Annotated in this window: 11 protein-coding genes and 2 tRNA genes; 4 read left to right on the forward strand and 9 right to left on the reverse strand. The window is 64.1% G+C overall.

Annotated elements, in window-relative coordinates; all coding sequences use genetic code 11:
- Nucleotides 1-43: 43 nt before the first annotated feature.
- The 6 genes from ACF8K2_RS03755 to ACF8K2_RS03780 form a co-directional block, all read right to left on the reverse strand.
- Complete coding sequence (locus tag ACF8K2_RS03755; RefSeq protein ID WP_186554698.1) at nt 44-484, reverse strand: YkvA family protein; 441 nt, start codon at nt 482-484, stop codon at nt 44-46.
- A 268-nt stretch (nt 485-752) separates the two neighbouring features.
- Nucleotides 753-1,496: an FKBP-type peptidyl-prolyl cis-trans isomerase gene (locus ACF8K2_RS03760; RefSeq protein WP_186554697.1), complete on the reverse strand. Its 744-nt coding sequence runs from the start codon at nt 1,494-1,496 to the stop codon at nt 753-755.
- 255 nt (nt 1,497-1,751) lie between these two features.
- Nucleotides 1,752-2,684, reverse strand: a complete 933-nt coding sequence (gene pcaQ / locus ACF8K2_RS03765; RefSeq protein ID WP_392463536.1) for a pca operon transcription factor PcaQ — start codon at nt 2,682-2,684, stop codon at nt 1,752-1,754.
- 44 nt (nt 2,685-2,728) lie between these two features.
- Nucleotides 2,729-3,091 (reverse strand): nitrite reductase small subunit NirD, encoded by a 363-nt coding sequence (gene nirD, locus ACF8K2_RS03770; RefSeq protein WP_186554695.1) that lies wholly within the window; start codon nt 3,089-3,091, stop codon nt 2,729-2,731.
- Nucleotides 3,091-5,643: a nitrite reductase large subunit NirB gene (gene nirB, locus ACF8K2_RS03775; RefSeq protein ID WP_392463539.1), complete on the reverse strand. Its 2,553-nt coding sequence runs from the start codon at nt 5,641-5,643 to the stop codon at nt 3,091-3,093. The genes nirD and nirB overlap by 1 nt, the downstream gene beginning before the upstream one ends.
- 399 nt (nt 5,644-6,042) lie before the next feature.
- Nucleotides 6,043-10,071 carry a molybdopterin-dependent oxidoreductase gene (locus tag ACF8K2_RS03780; protein WP_392463541.1) on the reverse strand — a complete coding sequence of 1,343 codons (4,029 nt, stop codon included), beginning with the start codon at nt 10,069-10,071 and terminating at the stop codon, nt 6,043-6,045.
- Between the two features lie 367 nt (nt 10,072-10,438).
- On the opposite strand from ACF8K2_RS03780, the gene map reads away from it, so the two are divergent.
- The 3 genes from map (at nt 10,439) to ACF8K2_RS03795 (ending at nt 14,752) form a co-directional block, all read left to right on the forward strand.
- Nucleotides 10,439-11,239 (forward strand): type I methionyl aminopeptidase, encoded by an 801-nt coding sequence (gene map, locus ACF8K2_RS03785; RefSeq protein WP_392463543.1) that lies wholly within the window; start codon nt 10,439-10,441, stop codon nt 11,237-11,239.
- A gap of 166 nt (nt 11,240-11,405) precedes the next feature.
- Nucleotides 11,406-12,098, forward strand: a complete 693-nt coding sequence (locus ACF8K2_RS03790; RefSeq protein ID WP_392463545.1) for a DUF1266 domain-containing protein — start codon at nt 11,406-11,408, stop codon at nt 12,096-12,098.
- Complete coding sequence (locus ACF8K2_RS03795) at nt 12,095-14,752, forward strand: molecular chaperone DnaJ (RefSeq protein WP_392463547.1); 2,658 nt, start codon at nt 12,095-12,097, stop codon at nt 14,750-14,752. Before ACF8K2_RS03790 ends, ACF8K2_RS03795 begins: the two co-directional genes overlap by 4 nt.
- Nucleotides 14,753-14,791: 39 nt before the next feature.
- On the opposite strand, the gene ACF8K2_RS03800 is transcribed toward ACF8K2_RS03795, so the two are convergent.
- The 3 genes from ACF8K2_RS03800 to ACF8K2_RS03810 all read right to left on the reverse strand — a co-directional run bounded on the left by ACF8K2_RS03800 (nt 14,792) and on the right by ACF8K2_RS03810 (nt 16,823).
- The gene (locus tag ACF8K2_RS03800; protein ID WP_392463550.1) at nt 14,792-16,498 is read right to left on the reverse strand and encodes an Hsp70 family protein; all 1,707 of its coding nucleotides are present in this window, start codon (nt 16,496-16,498) and stop codon (nt 14,792-14,794) included.
- Between the two features lie 159 nt (nt 16,499-16,657).
- Nucleotides 16,658-16,734, reverse strand: a tRNA-Asp gene (locus tag ACF8K2_RS03805).
- A 13-nt stretch (nt 16,735-16,747) separates the two neighbouring features.
- A tRNA-Val gene (locus ACF8K2_RS03810) sits at nt 16,748-16,823 on the reverse strand.
- A gap of 206 nt (nt 16,824-17,029) precedes the next feature.
- Here ACF8K2_RS03810 and rdgC point away from each other — a divergent pair.
- Complete coding sequence (gene rdgC, locus ACF8K2_RS03815; RefSeq protein WP_392463552.1) at nt 17,030-17,950, forward strand: recombination-associated protein RdgC; 921 nt, start codon at nt 17,030-17,032, stop codon at nt 17,948-17,950.
- Nucleotides 17,951-17,973 lie beyond the last annotated feature (23 nt).

Genomic DNA, 17,973 nt, shown 5'->3' on the forward strand with positions numbered 1-17,973 from the left:
ATTATATTACCAAGCGCGGGAGTCTGTGCAGTTCAGGTGCAAATCAGGGCGTGCGGCGCTCTAGGCGTAGCGCTTCAGGGGTGTCTGGCAGGCGCTCGACCACGCGCAGACGCTCCGGGGCCTGGCTGTCACGCCAGGCTTTGAAGCGGCCCAGCTCATCGGCCACGGTCTTGAGCACCCAACCCAGCACGGCAATGTCATCGAGAAACCCGACGCCCAGCAGCCAGTCGGGAATCGCGTCCAATGGGCTAACGAAATACAACAGGCCGGCCACGACGGTGACCAGCGCCTTGGGGCTGACCGCGCGGTACTCACCCCGCCACCACGCCAGGCACAGCGCCTGCATCAGCCGCACGTCTTCGCGCAGCTGGCCAAGCCTGGGCCCTTTACGGGCAACGGCGAACAGCAAAGCCGGCAACCGACCACGGCTGAGCAGACGCTCGGCCAGGGGCAGGAAACGGGCAAAATTCCAGGGTGCGCTCATGAGGCCTCCAGATCGGCAGAAGGTTATCCACATTTATTGTGGATAACCTTGTGAACAGGGCACAGTTTCCGACGCCGGGCGCCCAGTGGGCAAGGGTCTGGCTCAGATCGGGCGTTTTTTACACAGTTGTTTCATCTTCGCAAACGTTTTGCGGCAACCGCAACGCCAGTCCTTTTTCCGACAGCCCGGCGCCCGCAAGGTTCGTCTTGCCTGCCCTACAGAAACGACAACGCCCCGGCAGGCGGGGCGTTGTGCAGTCAGCCGAGGCTTACTTGGCTGGCGCTTCGGCAGCGTCCGGCGCTTCGCCTTCGAGCTTGCTCGGGTCTTTGATGGCGATCAGTTCCAGATCGAACACCAGTACCGAGTTAGCCGGGATCAGCGGGCTTGGGCTCTGCGCGCCGTAGGCCAGTTCAGCCGGAATGTACAGTTTGTACTTCTCACCGACGTGCATCAGTTGCAGGCCTTCGACCCAACCTGGGATCACGCCGCTGACGGGCAGGTCGATCGGGCTGCCGCGCTCGACCGAGCTGTCGAACACCTTGCCATCGATCAGCTTGCCTTCGTAGTGGACGGTGACCACATCGGTCGGCTTAGGCTGCGGGCCATCGGCCTTTTTCACCACTTCGTACTGCAGGCCGGAGGCAGTGGTAACCACGCCTTGCTTCTTGGCGTTTTCTTCCAGGAACTTCTTGCCAGCGGAAGCGGCTTCTTCGCTGGCCTTGGTCAGGCGCTCTTCAGCACGCTTTTGCAGGGCGGTGAAGGCCTCGACCAGCTCTTCGTCCTTGATGCGTTGTTCTTTCTTGCTGACCGCATCCTCGATACCGAGGGCTACCGCTTTGGAATCAAGGTCTTCCATGCCTTCCTGAGCCAGGCTCTTGCCCATGTTCAGGCCGATACCGTAGGAGGCTTTCTGTGCCGGGGTTTTCAGCTCTACGCTGCTGGTCTGGGCATCGCAGCCCGCCAGAACCAGGCTTACCAGGGCAACCGCAGCCGCCAAACGATGTTGTTTCATGCTAGTTCCTTGTTCATGCGCCATAAGGGCAATCAGGGTAAAGCCGCGAGCTTATCAGGCGGCCGTTACCAATGGCTACCGGCATAAGAGCGGGTTGCGGGCTGGAAGTTCAGTGGGTGAAAGGTTGTTCATCCCAGGGTTGCAGCCAATGGCCAGTATTGACGGGATAGGCTCGGTTTGCCTGGTTTTTGTGGCTATTTATTTCGAAGTGCAGGTCACAGGGCACTAGAGAAACCGGTGACATGCCCAGCAAGCTCAAGGATAAACCCCATCCCGATATTGCCCTGCCACCTCGCGCAACACCTCGCACATCCACTGCGCCGGCAGGCTCTGCGGCAACGCGGCATTGCGACAGATCCCCACCGAGCCACCCGGCTCCTGCACGCCGAGGTCCAGCTCAACCAGTTCGCCACTGCCCAGGTCGATCAGCACTGCATCGCGTGGCGCGACCCACACTGCATCGCTGCCCAACAGATAGCGCCGGCTCAACGCCAGCGACAGCGTCTCCAGGCGCTGCGCCGGCAGCTGGATGCCACATTGTACGAACAGGCTGTCAGCATGCTGGCGAATGGTCGTGCCCGCCGGCGGCAGCACCAGCGGATAGTCCCCTACCCGGCCGCGCTCCACTGGCTGGCGCGCCAGCAGCGGATGCCCAGGGCGCACCACCAGGCTCATCGACTCGCTGTACAAATGCTCGAATGACAACCCCTGGATCTGCGGGCTATCAGTCATGCGCCCGACCACCAGTTCCAGCTCACCCACATGCAGCTGGCCCAGCAACTGCGCGCTGACGCCTGTGACCACGCTGATCACCAGATCCTGATGACGCTGGTGCAAGCGGCACAGCACCTCCGGCATCAACAGCCCTTCGACAGTCGAAAGCACACCAATGCGCACCTGCGAAGGCGCTCGCGCCTCGCCACGCAGCGTGCTCACGCCGTCGCGCAACGCCTGCACGCTGGGCCCGGCGTAGCGCATGAAACGGGTCCCAGCCGGGGTCAGCTCGACGCCCTGGCGGGTGCGCTCGAACAGGCGCGTTTCAAGTAGCTCTTCAAGCTCCTTGAGGGTCTTGGAAATAGCCGGCTGGCTGATCGCCAATACCCCAGCCGCCTTGGCCAGACTGCCCTGGCGGGCAATCTCCAGGAAGCACAGAAGATGGCGATACTTGATACGCGTGTCGAGATTCATGCCTTGGGGGGCGGCCGCTGCCGCGATAGCGTCGATGCGCCATCTTATAGCATCGCCAGCTCCACAGCGTCGCCGCGCATCCTTACTGGCCACACCCGCAGCGCCTGCTGCGGATCCTCAAGGCAGCGCCCGCTGTGCAGGCTGAAGTGCTGCTTGTACAAGGGCGCGGCGACCATCAGCTCGCCGCCGATGCTGCCGATCAAGCCGCGGCCGATGATGTTCGCCCCCGAGCGCGGGTCGCGATTGTCGATGGCGTACAACGCCTGCTCTTGATTGGGCAGGTAGAACAGCGCGACCTGCTCGCCTTCGAGCCACACCACTACGCCAGAATCGGCGACCAGGTCCTGCACCTGGCACACCGCCTGCCAGTGGGCGTGTTGCGCAACAGCAGCATTGGACAGGTTCATCAGACAGCCTCCTCGACAGTGGGGATCAGGTGCAGCGCGCTAGCAGGTCGGCGTTGTTCGCGTTCGCGGACGAAGTGCACGTCCGGGTCGGCGCGCCGGTCATTGACGAAGGTACGGAAGCGCTTGAGTTTCTCGGGATCGTTCAGAGCGTTGGCCCACTCGCACTCATACTGGTCGACCACATGCTGCATCTGCGCTTCGAGCTCGGCGCCCAGTTGCAGGCTGTCGTCGAGGATCACCGCCTTGAGGTAATCCAGGCCGCCCTCCAGGCTCTCGCGCCAGACCGAGGTGCGCTGCAGCTTGTCGGCGGTGCGGATGTAGAACATCAGCACGCGGTCGATGGTGCGGATCAGCGCGTCGTCGTCCAGGTCGGTGGCGAACAGTTCGGCGTGGCGCGGGCGCATGCCGCCGTTGCCGCACACATAGAGGTTCCAGCCCTTGTCGGTGGCGATCACGCCAATGTCCTTGCTCTGCGCTTCGGCGCATTCGCGGGTGCAGCCAGACACCGCGAACTTGAGCTTGTGCGGCGAACGCAGGCCTTTGTAGCGATCTTCCAGGCGCAGGGCCATGCCGACGCTGTCCTGAACGCCGTAGCGGCACCAGGTGCTGCCGACGCAGGATTTCACCGTGCGGGTCGACTTGCCGTAGGCATGCCCGGTTTCGAAGCCGGCCTCGATCAGCTCGCCCCAGATCAGCGGCAGCTCGTGCAACTGGGCGCCGAACAGGTCGATGCGCTGGCCGCCGGTGATCTTGGTGTAGAGGTCGTATTTTTTCGCCACCTGGCCGATCACGATCAGTTTGTCCGGGGTGATCTCGCCACCTGGGATGCGCGGCACCACCGAGTAGGTGCCGTTTTTCTGCATGTTGGCCATGAAGGTGTCGTTGGTGTCCTGCAGCGGTACCAGGGCGGGGTCCATGATCGGCTGGTTCCAGCATGAGGCGAGGATCGAACCCACCGCTGGCTTGCAAATGTCGCAACCGACATGACCCTTGCCGTGGCGTTCGAGCAGCTCATTGAACGTGCGGATGCCCTCGACCCGAACCAGGCCATAGAGCTCCTGGCGGGTGTAGGCAAAGTGCTCGCAAAGGCTCTTGTCGACAGTGACGCCGCGGGCGCTGAGTTCGTGTTCGAACACCTGCTTGAGCAATGCCGCGCAGCCGCCGCAGCCGCTGGCGGCCTTGGTGCAACTCTTGACCGCGGCAAGGTCGGCGCAGCCGCTGTCGATGGCGGCGCAGACCGCGCCTTTGCTGACGTTGTGGCACGAGCAGATGGTCGCGCTGTCGGGCAGCGCATCGGCGCCCAAGGCGGGTGCACCAGCGCCTTGCGGCAGGATCAGCGCGGCCGGGTCGGCAGGTAGGGCGATGCCATTCTGGCAGTACTGCAGCAGGGTGTCGTAGTAGCTGTTGTCGCCGACCAGTACCGCACCGAGCACATGCTTGCCGCTGGCATCGACCACCAGGCGGCGGTAGGCCGCATTGGCTTCGTCGATGAAGCGATAGCTGCGCGAGCCGGGCGTGGCACCGTGGGCATCGCCGATCGAGCCGACATCGACGCCGAGCAACTTGAGCTTGGTCGACATGTCGGCGCCGGTGAACGGGCTGCTGGCCTCCCCGAGTAACCGCGCAGCCAGGTTGCGCGCCATGCTGTAGCCCGGCGCGACCAGGCCGAACACGCTGCCATTCCACGAGGCGCATTCACCGATGGCGAAGATCTGCGAGTCGCTGGTGCGGCAGTCGTTGTCGATCACCACCCCACCGCGCGGGGCGATGTCCAGGCCGCAGCTGCGACCCAGGGCATCTTGCGGGCGAATGCCGGCGGAGAACACGATCAGGTCAGTTTCGAGGAACTCGCCACCGTCGAAATTCATCCGGTAGCGGTAGGCTTCGCCGGCACTGATCGACTGGGTGGCACGCGACAGGTGCACGCCAACGCCGAGGGCTTCGATCTGCGCCTTGAGCGCCGCGCCGCCCTCGCCGTCCAGTTGCACCGGCATCAGGCGCGGGGCGAACTCCACCACGTGCGCTTCCAAGCCAAGAGATTTCAGCGCGTTGGCCGCTTCCAGGCCGAGCAAGCCGCCACCGACCACCACCCCGCGACGGGCATCAGCGGCTGCCGTGCGGATGGCGTCGAGGTCATCCAAGGTGCGATAGACCAGTCGCGCAGTGCCGCTGGAGCCTTCGATGGGTGGCACGAACGGGTAGGAACCGGTAGCCAGGATCAGTTGGTCATAGCCATAACGGCCCTCGGCGGTGACCACCTCGCAACGCTCGCGGTCGATGCCCACGACCGCTTCGCCCAGGTGCAGGTGCACCCCGTGGCCGGTGTAGAAATCGCTGGGGCACATGGCCAAGGTTTCAGCATCGCTGCCGGCGAAGTACTCCGACAGGTGCACCCGGTCGTAGGCGCGCTGGCGCTCTTCGCCGAACACCCGCACCTCGAAACGGGCCAGGGCGCCACGCTCGACCAGTTGCTCGACGCAGTGGTGACCGACCATGCCGTTGCCGACGATGACCAGTCGCTGTAGATGTTCGCCGCTCGCTGTTGCCTTCATAGCCGATCCTCGATCACGGTTGGCGGGGTTGGCCGCCGTAAAGACAAAAAAAAACGCCTGGAGCCGAAGCTCCAGGCGCCTTTGCCTGTTCTCATCAGTGTGAGGCCCCTGAGTGATCGCCGTTGATCAGCGGGGCTGTTGTACAAGAGTAAAAGCAGGGAGTGTGCCAATTTGATGTGCTGACTGTGCAGGGAGCATTTTTTGCGTTGCACCTGCTGGCCTCTTCGCGGCGGTTCGGCGCCCCGACAAGCCCGCTCCCACATGGCCCTGCAAGCCGCAGCCCCTGTAATCGACCCGGCCCCTGTGGGAGCGGGCTCGCCCGCGAAGAGGCCGGTACGGGCAACCTCGATCTGCGAAAAATCGCACAGCCAAAGTGCATCACTCCCCATAATGGGGCATTCAGTACACATCACGGCGGTAGCGCTTGTCCTGGCTCAACGCCTCGACATAGGCAGCCGCCGCCTCGGCGCTCATGTCGCCCTGCTCGGCCACGATCTGGCGCAACGCCGCATCGACATCCTTGGCCATGTGCAGGGCATCGCCACAGACATAGAAATAGGCCCCCTGCTGTAGCCAACGCCAGAGCTCAGCGCCTTGCTCGCGCATGCGCTGTTGAACGTAGATCTTCTCTGCCTGATCACGGGAAAACGCCGTATCCAAGCGCAAGTGGCCACTGGCTTGCCAAGCCAGCAGCTCGTCGCGGTAATAGAAGTCGCAGGCCTGGTGCTGTTCACCGAAGAACAACCAGTTACCGCCGCTCGCGCCCCTGGCCTGGCGCTCTTGCAGAAAAGCCCGGAACGGCGCAATACCGGTGCCCGGGCCGACCATGATGATCGGCACGGCGTCATCCTCGGGCAGGCGAAAATGCCTGGAGACCTGGGGGAAGATCGCCACCTTGAGCGCTTTGGCGCGATCGGCAAGAAACGCCGAGCACACACCCTTGCGCTGGCCATAGCGCACCGTCGACACGGTCAGGTGAACTTGCTCAGGGTGAGCCCTGGGGCTTGAGCTGATCGAATACAGGCGCGGTTGCAATGGTTTGAGCAGCTCAAGCCAGGTGGCCAACGGCAGTTGCTGGGGAAACTCGCGCAGCACATCGACCAACTGCCGCCCCCACAACCAGTCCTTGAGCTCGGCGCTGTGTTCAGGCTGTAGCAAACGACGCAAATCAGCGGCGGTTTCGCTGAACACGTGTAGCTGCTGGGAGGTGACCCGAGCGATCTCCAGATGCTGCTCCAGAGCGCTCGCCAATGACATGGCGGGGTGCCCCTGCAACTCGACCGTGGTGCTGGCGTCGAGCTTGATCAAGGCCAGCAGTTCTTCGACCAACTGCGGACAATTGCGCGGCCACACGCCAAGGGCGTCTCCGGCCTGATAGGTAAAGCCGCTGCCCGCCAGATCAAATACCAGCTGCCGGGTTTCCTTGCTCGCATTGGGGCCATTGAGCAGGCGGTTCTCCAGCAATTGCGCCGACCAAGGCCGGCGCTTGCCATAGGCGGCCAGTGGCTCAGGCTCTATGGCCGCTGGCAGCGGCGCGACACTGCCCAGCTCGGTCAGCAGCGCGTCGAGCCAAGCGGCAAAGGCCTGGTCGAAGTCCGGTTCGCAATCGACCCGCGCCAGCAGCCGGCGCCCACCCAGTTGCGCCAGGCGCTCATCGAGCTTGCGCCCGAAGCCACAGAATTGGCCATAGCTCGAATCGCCCAGGGCCAACACCGCGTAGGGCAGTTCAGCGCAATCAATGGCCTGCTCGCCCTGCAACGCTTGCCAGAACGCCGCGCCGCTATCGGGCGCCTCGCCGTCGCCAAAGGTGCTGGCGATCAGCAGCACACTGGCGGCGCCTTGCAGTTGGCTGGGCGTGACCGCTTCCATGCAACTGAGCTCCACGGCCAGCCCGGCGGCACGCAAACGCTGCGCGCAACGATCGGCCAGGGCCTCGCCGTTACCCGTCTGCGATGCCCACAGCACCCGGTGCGGGGCGGTTTCGGGCAAGGCGCTCGGCAGCGCCTGGGGCTGGACGAACAGCCCGGCCAGCAAGCCATCGACAAACAGGCGCCGGGCCGGCGCCAGCGGTGCCGTGGCGGGCAGGCTGGGCACCCCTTGCGGGCGCGCCTGGCCCAGACCGAGCAAAAAACCTTGCAGATAATGCCGCTCATCCTCGGCCAGGGCCGGGGCTGGCAAGCTATCCAGGCCGAGCAGACGGTTGAGGGTGGCTAGCGGCATGCTGGCAGGCTCCGAAGGGGCGGCAGTGGTCAAGTCCACGGCATCGATGCGTGCACCGCTGACCCGTTCCAGGGCCACGGCGCAGTGCTTGTAGGCTGGTTGCAGTGAAGTTGGGTCGAGCGCATCAGAGGTCACGGCATTGATCGCCAATTGCTCGCCGTACAGGTCGTTCCAGTGAAACGGCGCAAAGCAACCGCCAGCCATGACCCGGTCAGTGACGCGCGCAGGCAACAGCGCCTGACCACGGCGCGAGCGGATCGCAACTTGATCGTGCTCGGCGATCCCCAGGCGCTGGGCGTCCTCGGGGTTGATCTCGACGAAGGGACCCGGCTCGAGTTTGTTCAGGCTTGCGACCTTGCCGGTCTTGGTCAGGGTGTGCCACTGATGCTGTACACGGCCAGTGTTGAGCACGAAGGAATAGTCATCGTCCGGTAGCTCGGCGGCCGGCAACCACGGCCGGGCAAAGAAACGCGCCTTACCGCTGGCGGTGGGGAATGCCAGCGCCGGTTGCAGACCCTGCGCGTCGCGCAGCAGCGGCTGACTGCTGCCGTCATTGAGGTAGCGCAGTGGGCTGCGATCATCTTCGCGGCCCGGTGCGCTGGGCCATTGCCGTGGACGCTGGCGCAGGTCGGCATAGCGGATACCGCGCAGGTCATACCCCGTGGTGGGGTTGTAGAAGCGGCGGATCTCGTCGTACACCGCCTCGGCATTGGGGTAATCGAATGCGTCCGCGTAGCCCATGGCGCAGGCGATGCGGGCGATGATCCGCCAGTCTTCCTGGCTTTCACCTGGGGCGTCGACGGCGCGCGGCATCAGGGTCAGGTTGCGCTCGCTGTTGATCATCACCCCCTCGCCTTCGGCCCACAGCGCCGCGGGCAGGAGAATGTCGGCGTAGCGGTTGGTCTCGGTGTCGAGAAAAGCATCCTGGCTGATCACCAACTGCGCCTGGCCTAGGCCGTCGATCACCTGCTGGCGGTTGGCGACGCTGGCCACCGGGTTGCTGCAGATGATCCAACAGGCTTTCACCTCGCCCGCCTTCATCTGCTCGAACAGCGCCACCGTACCTTCGCCACCTTCACTGCGCAGGCTGCCAGCGGGCAGTTGCCACTGCGCCTCGACAAACGCCCGGTCTGCGGCCACTAACGCCGAGCGCTGGCCCGGCAGGCCCGGGCCCATGTAGCCCATCTCGCGCCCGCCCATGGCATTGGGCTGACCGGTCAACGACATCGGCCCGCTACCGGGGCGGCAGATGGCGCCCGTTGCCAGATGCAGGTTGCACAGTGCATTGCTGTGCCAGGTGCCATGGATGCTCTGGTTCAGGCCCATGGTCCAGCAGCTCATCCAGTTATTCGCGCTGCCGATCAACTGTGCGGCCTGGCGGATGTCAGCCTCGGACAACCCGGTCAGGGCCGCCACGCGCTCGGGTTGATAGTCCTCAAGAAAGCTCGGCAGATCGCTCCAGCCTTCGGTGTGACGAGCGATGAACTCGGCATCGGTGTGGCCGTTCTGGTGCAACAGGTACAGCAGGCCATTGAGCAGGGCCAGGTCGCTGCCGGGGCGCAGTTGCAGGAACAGCTCGGCCTTGTCGGCCGTGGCACTGCGCCGGGGGTCGACGACGATCAGCTTGGCCCCGGCCTTGAGCCGGTCGAGCAGGCGCAGGAACAGGATCGGGTGACAATCGGCCATGTTCGCGCCGATCACCAGAAACACGTCTGCCTGTTCGAAATCCTCATAGCTGCCGGGCGGCCCGTCGGCGCCCAGCGATTGTTTATAGCCGCTGGCGGCACTGGCCATACACAGGCGCGAGTTGGACTCGATATGGCGGGTGCGGATAAAGCCCTTGGCCAGTTTGTTGGCCAGGTATTGCGCCTCCAGCGACATCTGCCCGGAGACATACAGCGCCACGGCATCCGGGCCATGCTCGTCGATGATTGCGCGCAGGCGCGCGGCGGCCTGCTCGATCGCCGCGTCCAAGCTGCTGCGCACCGGCTGCTGGGCGCGCTGCTGACGGACGTAGGCATTGGCCATGCGCCCAGCGGCGGTTAGCGGCAGGTGCGCGGTCAGGCCTTTGGTGCACAGGCGACCATAGTTGGCGGGGTGCTGTTTATCGCCAGCGATCTTCTGCACCTGGCCATTTTCCACCGACATGACGATGCCGCACCCTACCCCGCAATAAGGGCAAACGCTGCGCACTTGGCTAGTGGCCATCGGCTTCTCCCGGCAAAAACGAAAAAGGCGCCGGCTGCCCTGGGCTTGCCTAAGCAAGCGGGGCAACACGGCGCCTTTGTCGTGAAAAGAGGTGGGCCATCGGCATTGACGACCCGGGTACAGGGGATTGAGCAAATCCTGGGCCAGTTGCTGTTTCTCGCAGGCCAACGCTGTCATACCCGCCCTGCACACCTGGATTTGCGGGTTCGCCACGATTCTTGTGGGAGCGGGCGTGCCCACGAACCAGGGCGCAGCCCTGGCAACGGCCTTGCACCGAGTTGGTGACCTGCGCACCAACCGGTAGCACCGGCAACCAGCCTGGGGATATGCTGTAAACGCCTATTCAACCGAGATTCGCATAGTCCCAATGTCCCAGGTGATCCTCAAGACCCCCGAGCAACTCGACCTGATGCGCCGCGCCGGCCAGTTGCTGGCCCAGGTGTTCGCCGACCTCGACGGCTTCATCCGTCCCGGCGTCACCACCCTGCAGATCAACGACCGCGCCGAGGCGTTCATCGTCCAGACCCTGCGCGCCCGGCCAGCGAGCAAGGGCCAGTACGGTTTCCCCTACTCGCTCAATACCTCGGTCGACCACGTGGTGTGCCATGGCATCCCCAAGGCTGACGAAGTGCTCAAGGAAGGCTCGATCATCAACGTCGACATCACCCTGGAGCAAGCGGGCTACATCGCCGACTCGTCGAAGATGTACCGCATCGGCGCGATCAGCGAAGACGCCCAACGCCTGGTCGACACAACCTATGACGCGCTGTGCAAAGGCATCGAGCAAGTGCGCCCGGGCGCCACCCTGGGCGACATTGGCCATGCCATCCAGAGCCATGCCGAGGCCGCCGGCTACAGCGTGGTACGCGAATACTGCGGGCACGGCATTGGCCAACAGATGCACGAAGGGCCGGAAGTGCTGCACTACGGCCAGCGCGGCATGGGCCTGAAACTCAAGCCAGGAATGGTGTTTACCATCGAGCCGATGATCAACCAGGGCGCGCGTGGCACGCGCACGCTCAAAGATGGCTGGACGGTGATTACCCGCGATGGCGGCTTGTCGGCGCAGTGGGAGCATACCGTGGCAGTGACCGCCGAGGGCTTTGAAGTATTGACCTTGCGCGATGAAGAGCTGGGGCGTTTCGTTTCAGCCAGTCAAATCGCCTAAACCTCATCGCTTGGCGTCGTGGGAGCGGGCTTGCCCCGCGATAAGGCCGGCGCAGCCACCCCAAAAGCCAACTAGCGACATTTGCCCCCACCCCCCTCGCTCTCTACAATCGCCCCCAGCAAGGCCGGCCGCCTTTTCTGTTTCGAGCCGGCCCAGGAGCCCCCTCATGGAAGAAACCGCGCAGCACTGGCTGCATGCCCTGTCCGCACCCATGGCCGCCCTCAATGGCGCCAGCTACACCGCCGCGCAGTACTTCGAAGGCGACGATCAGACTGACCTCGAACGCTGGTGGGGCATCAGCAACCGGGCGCAATTGCTGGACATGCTCGGCATGGCCGATAACGGCCACGCCACCGAGCTGACCGAAGCCTACTGGCAATTCCAGCGCCGCCTGCCGAGCGAGTGGCAGGCGCTGCTGGCCAGCCTGCCACTGCGCGAACGCATCAAGCACGAATACGCCGCCCGCACCTTCCCCGACTGCGGCCCCGGTGGCACCCGCGCGTGGGACCTGGGGCGGATGAGTTTTCTTCTGCGGGCCGGGCTCAAGAAGGACTTCATCACGCTCGATGAAAGCCTCTACCTGCATTACCGCCTGGCCCTGCGCGCCCGCCACTACTACAACCGCTGGGACAGTTACCTGGCCGGCTACCTGATCGGCAAGGCGCTGTGGAATGCCTCCGACAGCAGCGACGACACCCTGGCCGCCGAACTCGAACGCCAAGGTAGCGAACACTGGAACCGCTGCATCGTGCTCAACCTGCGCCACGGCGCCAGCGACTTGCTGGCCAACCTGCCGTGGGACCTGGAGCTGCCCGAACCGCAACGCCCCGCCTCACTGCAAGAGGACTGCTGGTCATGAGTTGTTGGATACGCCTGGGCCTGGAACCGACCCAGGACCTGAACAGCATCCGCCAGGCCTACCGTGGCCTGCTGCCGTCGCACCACCCGGAAACCGACCCGCAAGGTTTCCAAGCGCTGCGCGAGGCCTATGAAGAGGCCCTGCGCCTGGCCCGCGAAGGTGAATCGAGCGCCGCCTCCGAAGCTGACGCCGCGGCCCAGGATGACGCGCCACACCCAGCTTTGCAGGCCTTCCACCGCCTGCTGGAAGAGCCGGCCTTGCGCTTCGATCCGGTCGCCTGGCAGGGATACATCGCCGAGCTTGACGAGCTGCCGCTGGACGACCTCGAAGCGCTGAGCTGGCGCCTGCTGCACGAACTGCGCAACTGCGGGCCGATCTCGCACCGCTGTGTCGGCCTGCTGGCCCAGCGCCTGGGCTGGGCCGAACAACTGCTGCGCCTGGAAGATCCACATGAGGTGGAAGCCTTCCTCCAGCGTCTGGAGCAACCCGATCCATTCGACACCGGGCTGATGCGCGATTGGCCACCTGCGGCGCAGCTGGAGGCGCTGTGGTACTTCCGCAGCCTGGAGTACTGCTTCCAGCAACGGCCGCTGTTCGAGTACGCGCAGTTCGCCCAAACCCATACCTGCCTGGCCTTCCCCGACGATCAGGGCTTGATCCAGCGCCTGCTGGTGCAGTTCAGCCAGGCTGGGGTCGCCAGCCAAACCCTGCACGCGCTGCTGCTGGAGCGCCAACGCCAGGCCCCGGACGATGAGGACCTGCTCTACCTGCTGGCCTGCCAGGCCGACGCCCTGGGTGCCAAGCAGCAGGCGATGGACTGCTGGCTGCGGCTGTGGCGCGAACACCGCCATCCGCAGGCCGAGCGCTGGCTGATCGAGCTCTGCACGCAGTACCAGTCGCAACGCCTGCCGCTGCTGATCCAGGCCTTCGACAGTGTGTCGCAGCCCGTTTCCTGGCCCGAGGATCTTGCCGATCCTGCGCAGCTGCTGGGCACCCCGGCACAAAACCCACAAACCCTGGCGCGCTGGCTGCAAGCCTCGCGCCTGGAGCTGGGCGGTATCGCCAGCCAGTTCATCGACTGGCGCCTGGACGGTGACGACGAACTGCCTTTGCTGGCCCTGCTGCTGGATGAACCGACAGAGGCGCAAGACCGCGCCCTCCACCGCCTGTACTGGTATGCCTGGGCGTTGCAGCGCGGTGAAGCCGAGCTGTTACGGCAGATCCTTGCGCAAACGCCCGGCGAAGATGCCCTCGACGCCTTGATCTTGGAAGGTTTCCAACGCCAGGCCGAGCAACAACTGCACTGGTTGCAACAGGCACCGGTGGTGCAGGCCCTGGTGCAGTTCTGCCAGCGTGAAGACCCTGCCGCGTCATTGCCCGAGGCACTCGCCACGCAACAACTGCACCCGGCGTGCCGCGAGTGGCTGCGGCGCATGCGCAACTACGGCGCGCCAGCACTGCACAGCCTCAACCGCAACTTCGAGATGCGGCGCATGTTCACCGTCCCCTTCGCCCTGCAAACACAGGACAAACTCGCCGAGCGCGGCCTGTTGCTGCCGCCGATGCCTGATGGCGAAGCTGCCTGGAACTGGCATCGCCAGCAATTGTTCATGCTCGCCCTGCTCGAACACCCGACGCGCTGGCTGAGCTTGATACCGGCGCAGTTGCCCGGCCAACTGCACTACCCCGCCGAGCATCCATTCGCCCCGCTGCATGGCGTGCTGCTGCAAACCCTGGCCAGCCCAGACGGCAGCAATGGCCTGTTTGGCGCGCTGGACAGCGCCGATCCGGCACAAGCGCTAGTGGCCAACCAGATGCTGACCTTGCGCACGCTGCTCGACAGTGCCCACCTGCCCAGCGCCGCGCAGCTCTTGGCAAGCCTGGAAAACGAGGCCAACGTGCTTGACGACTACCCGCTGGGCAAACTGCTGTTCTGCGCGGTGCTCTATCACGACCGCAGCTTGGACGAGGAGCAACGCACGCGCCTGCGCAACCGCATCGAGGCGTTGTACATCGAGGACTACGGGTACGAACCGCTGCGGCGCAATCTGGTCGAGGGCAAGACCAAGCATCCGCCGGCTGACCTGTTGCACAAGCAAGGCATCGCCAGCCGCCCGTTCAACGATGCCCTGGATGCGCTGGACAGCCTGCTCAACCACTGCGCCCCGCCCAAGACCCGCTTGCTGCGCGCCCTGCAAAAAGCCAAGGACGACGCCGAGCTCGATCCAGGCCTGCGCTGCGCGATCATGGCCTTGCTGTCGTGGAGCGAGCGTATGCTGCGCAACGATCTCAAGCAGGCACCTGCGCCATTCTGGGCGGTGTGGAAGCTCAAGAGCCGGCTCAACCGCACAGGCTTTGCCTTGCACCTGGGCGCGATTGCGTTGTGCGGGAGCTTGATGCTGACCGCCCCCATGATCGTGGTGGTGATGGGGTTGCTGTTGGTCAGCGGCTTTCTCAGGCGCTTGCGTGACATTGGCCAAGGGGTGCCGGCGCTGCTGTTGCTGCTGGTGGTCAGCCGGGTGTTGCCGGTGTTGCCGCTGATGTTGCTGGGGCTGCCGGGAGACAAGCTGCCCAATCGTTATGGGCCGCCGCCGGGCAAGGCGCAGCAGCTGGACGGTGGGCTGCAGGCGACGTTGCGGCGTTTGAACGGTTAAACGATAAGCAGCGGGGGCCGCGTTGCGGCCCCAACACTGTCAATAGCGCAACTCATCCAACGCTTGGCTCAGTTGCTGGCGCTGACGACTGATCTCCCCAGCCTGCTGCCCCGCCAGCACGGTATTGAACGCATCCAGCCAACTGCCAATCAACTCCCGCTCTTCACCCAGGCTCTGCATCCACGCCCGCTCCAAGCGCGCCAACAAGGTGCGATTGGGCAGCGCATCGCGCGGGTGAATCTTCAACCGCGACAGGCGCTCATGGCTGGCCTCGCGCGCCGGCTCATCCAACCCGGTCGGGCTGCGGTCGATGCTGTGACTGTGCTTCTGGCCGGTTTCCTGGAAGGTCACATCCACCTCCAGCAAGCCATTGATGTCGTAGCTAAAGCGCACATCCAGCGACTGAATCTGCCCGGTCTGCTGCAACGGGATCTCGAAGCTGTCCACCAGAATATTGTCGCGCACCCAAGGCCGCTCGCCCTGATACACAGCGATGCGCACCACTTTCTGATCGGCATGGCTGCTATAGAAGCGCTCGACCCGCGAGGTCGGGATCACGGTATTGCGCTCGATGATCGGCGAAAACGCCCCGCTGTTCTCCCCGCCACGCTGGGCGGCGATGCCCAGGGTGTAGGGGCAGACATCGGTGAGAATCAGCTCATCGATAGCCTCGTCTCGCGCCTTGCACGCCGCCTGGCTGGCAGCGCCGAGGGCGACGATGGTGTCCGGATCCAGGTGCCGATACGGCAACCGGCCAAACAACTTGGCCACCAGCTGCTGCACCTGCGCCATGCGCGTCGCGCCACCGACCAGTACCAGGCTATCCAGCTCCTTGGGGCTCAAGCGGGCGTCACGTAGGGCCTGCTCGATCGGCGCACGCACCCGGGCCAGCAATGGCGCCCAGATCGCTTGCAGCTTGAGCTCATCGAGTTGCCACTGGCGCGGCTGTGCGTCACCGTTCCAACTCAGGGTCCAATTGCCCTCGCCCAATTCATGTTTGAACTGCTCGATGGCGTCATGCAGGCTGGCCAGCGCTTGCGGCTGCAGGTCGTCCAGCGTGAGGTTCCAATCGCGCAAGCACGCCAGCAGCAAGGCATCGGTAAAGTCTTCGCCGCCCAGGTAGTTGTCGCCGGTTGAGGCATGCACCTCGATCAGCGGCAGCGCGTACTCCAGCACGGTGACATCGAAGGTGCCGCCGCCCAGGTCGAACACCAGGGTGCGCTCGAATTTCTGCTCATGCAGCCCATAGGCCATTGCCGCAGCGGTCGGTTCGTTGATCAGCCGCTGTACCTTCAACCCGGCAAGCTCGGCGGCGAATACCGTGCGCTTGCGCTGCTCGTCGCTGAAGTAGGCGGGCACCGAAATCACCGCCTCGCTCACAGGGCAGCCCAGATAGGCTTCGGCATCTTGCTTGAGCGCGCCCAGGACCAGTGCCGACAGCTCTTCAGGGGTGAAGCGATGCTCGCCCAGCTCGAAGCGCTTGTCGCTGCCCATGAAACGCTTGAACGCGGCGGCGGTGCGCAGCGGGTGGGTGGTCAAGCGCGCCTTGGCGGCCTTGCCGACGAGAATGCTGCCATCGTCATCGACGCTGACCACCGACGGCGTCAGCACTTCGCCCAAGGCGTTGGCGATCAGCCGCGCTTGCCCGTCTTGCCAGACGGCAATCAGGCTATTGGTGGTGCCCAGGTCGATGCCCAGCAATGGCGTGGCAACTGCGGGGGAGAGAGAAGTACTGGCATCCTGCATGGTCGGTCTCTTGCTTGCGGTGAAGAGCCGGAGCGGAACCTGCTGGCCGCTTCCGGCGGACAGGGGGCATTCTGACGCAATGCCAGAAACAAAAAAAGCGACCCTAAGGTCGCTTTCTCTGTTGCTTCAGGGTGTTCAGTGGGCCCTTGAAGCTGAATATGGCGCAGCGGACGGGACTCGAACCCGCGACCCCCGGCGTGACAGGCCGGTATTCTAACCGACTGAACTACCGCTGCGCTATACATCGAGTGGTGGGTGATGACGGGATCGAACCGCCGACCCTCTGCTTGTAAGGCAGATGCTCTCCCGGCTGAGCTAATCACCCTTCGTCTCGGTGTGGCGCGCATTCTACGGAGGACGTACCACCCTGGCAAGCACTTTTTAAAAAATTTTTTGCAGGGCTTTCAAGGACCTAGCGCAACCGCCCTTTTCCTTACTAATAAGTGGCTGATGGCGCTCTGACAGGGTTGGCCGCATGGCACCAGTCGGAGAATAATGCCCGCCTTATGCATTAAGGAGAGATCTACCCTCATGTGGTTCAAGAACCTGCTGACCTATCGCCTGACCCAGGAAGTCCCATTCGAGCCTGAGGCACTGGAAGCCGCCCTGGCCAGCAAGCCGGCCCGCCCATGCGCCAGCCAGGAGCTGACCACCTACGGTTTCGTCGCGCCGTTCGGCAAAGGCGAAGACGCTCCTCTGGTGCATGTCAGCGGTGATTTCCTGCTGATTGCCGCGCGCAAGGAAGAACGCATCCTGCCCAGCAGCGTGGTCAACGACGCGGTCAAAGAGAAGGTCGAGGAGATCGAGACCGAGCAGATGCGCAAGGTCTATAAGAAGGAACGCGACCAGATCAAGGATGACATCATCCAGACCTTCCTGCCGCGTGCCTTCATTCGCCGCTCGATGATCTTCGCTGCCATCGCCCCGCGCCTGGGCCTGATCCTGGTCAACTCGGCCAGCGCCAAGCGCGCCGAAGACCTGCTGTCGACCCTGCGCGAAGTGATGGGTTCGCTGCCGGTGCGGCCGGTGACCGTGAAGATCGCCCCGAGCGCGACCATGACCGATTGGGTCAAGTCGCAAGCCGCCGCGCCAGACTTCTATGTGCTGGACGAGTGCGAACTGCGTGACACCCATGAAGACGGCGGCATCGTCCGTTGCAAGCGCCAGGACCTGAAGAGCGACGAGATCCAACTGCACCTGGGAACCGGCAAGGTGGTGACTCAGCTGGCCCTGGCCTGGCAGGACAAGCTCTCGTTCGTACTTGACGACAAGACCGTGATCAAGCGCCTGAAGTTCGAGGAGCTGCTGCAAGAGCAGGCCGAGCAGGATGGCGGTGATGAAGCGCAGCAGCAGTTCGATGCCAGCTTCCTGCTGATGATGATGACCTTTACCGAGTTCCTGCCGGCGCTGTTCGAGGCGTTGGGTGGCGAAGAGATTCCGCAAGGGGTCTGAGCGTTACCTTGAGGTTTGCAGCC

The sequence above is a fragment of the Pseudomonas sp. xss_2 genome (assembly GCF_043104195.1).
Taxonomy (GTDB): domain Bacteria; phylum Pseudomonadota; class Gammaproteobacteria; order Pseudomonadales; family Pseudomonadaceae; genus Aquipseudomonas; species Aquipseudomonas urmiensis.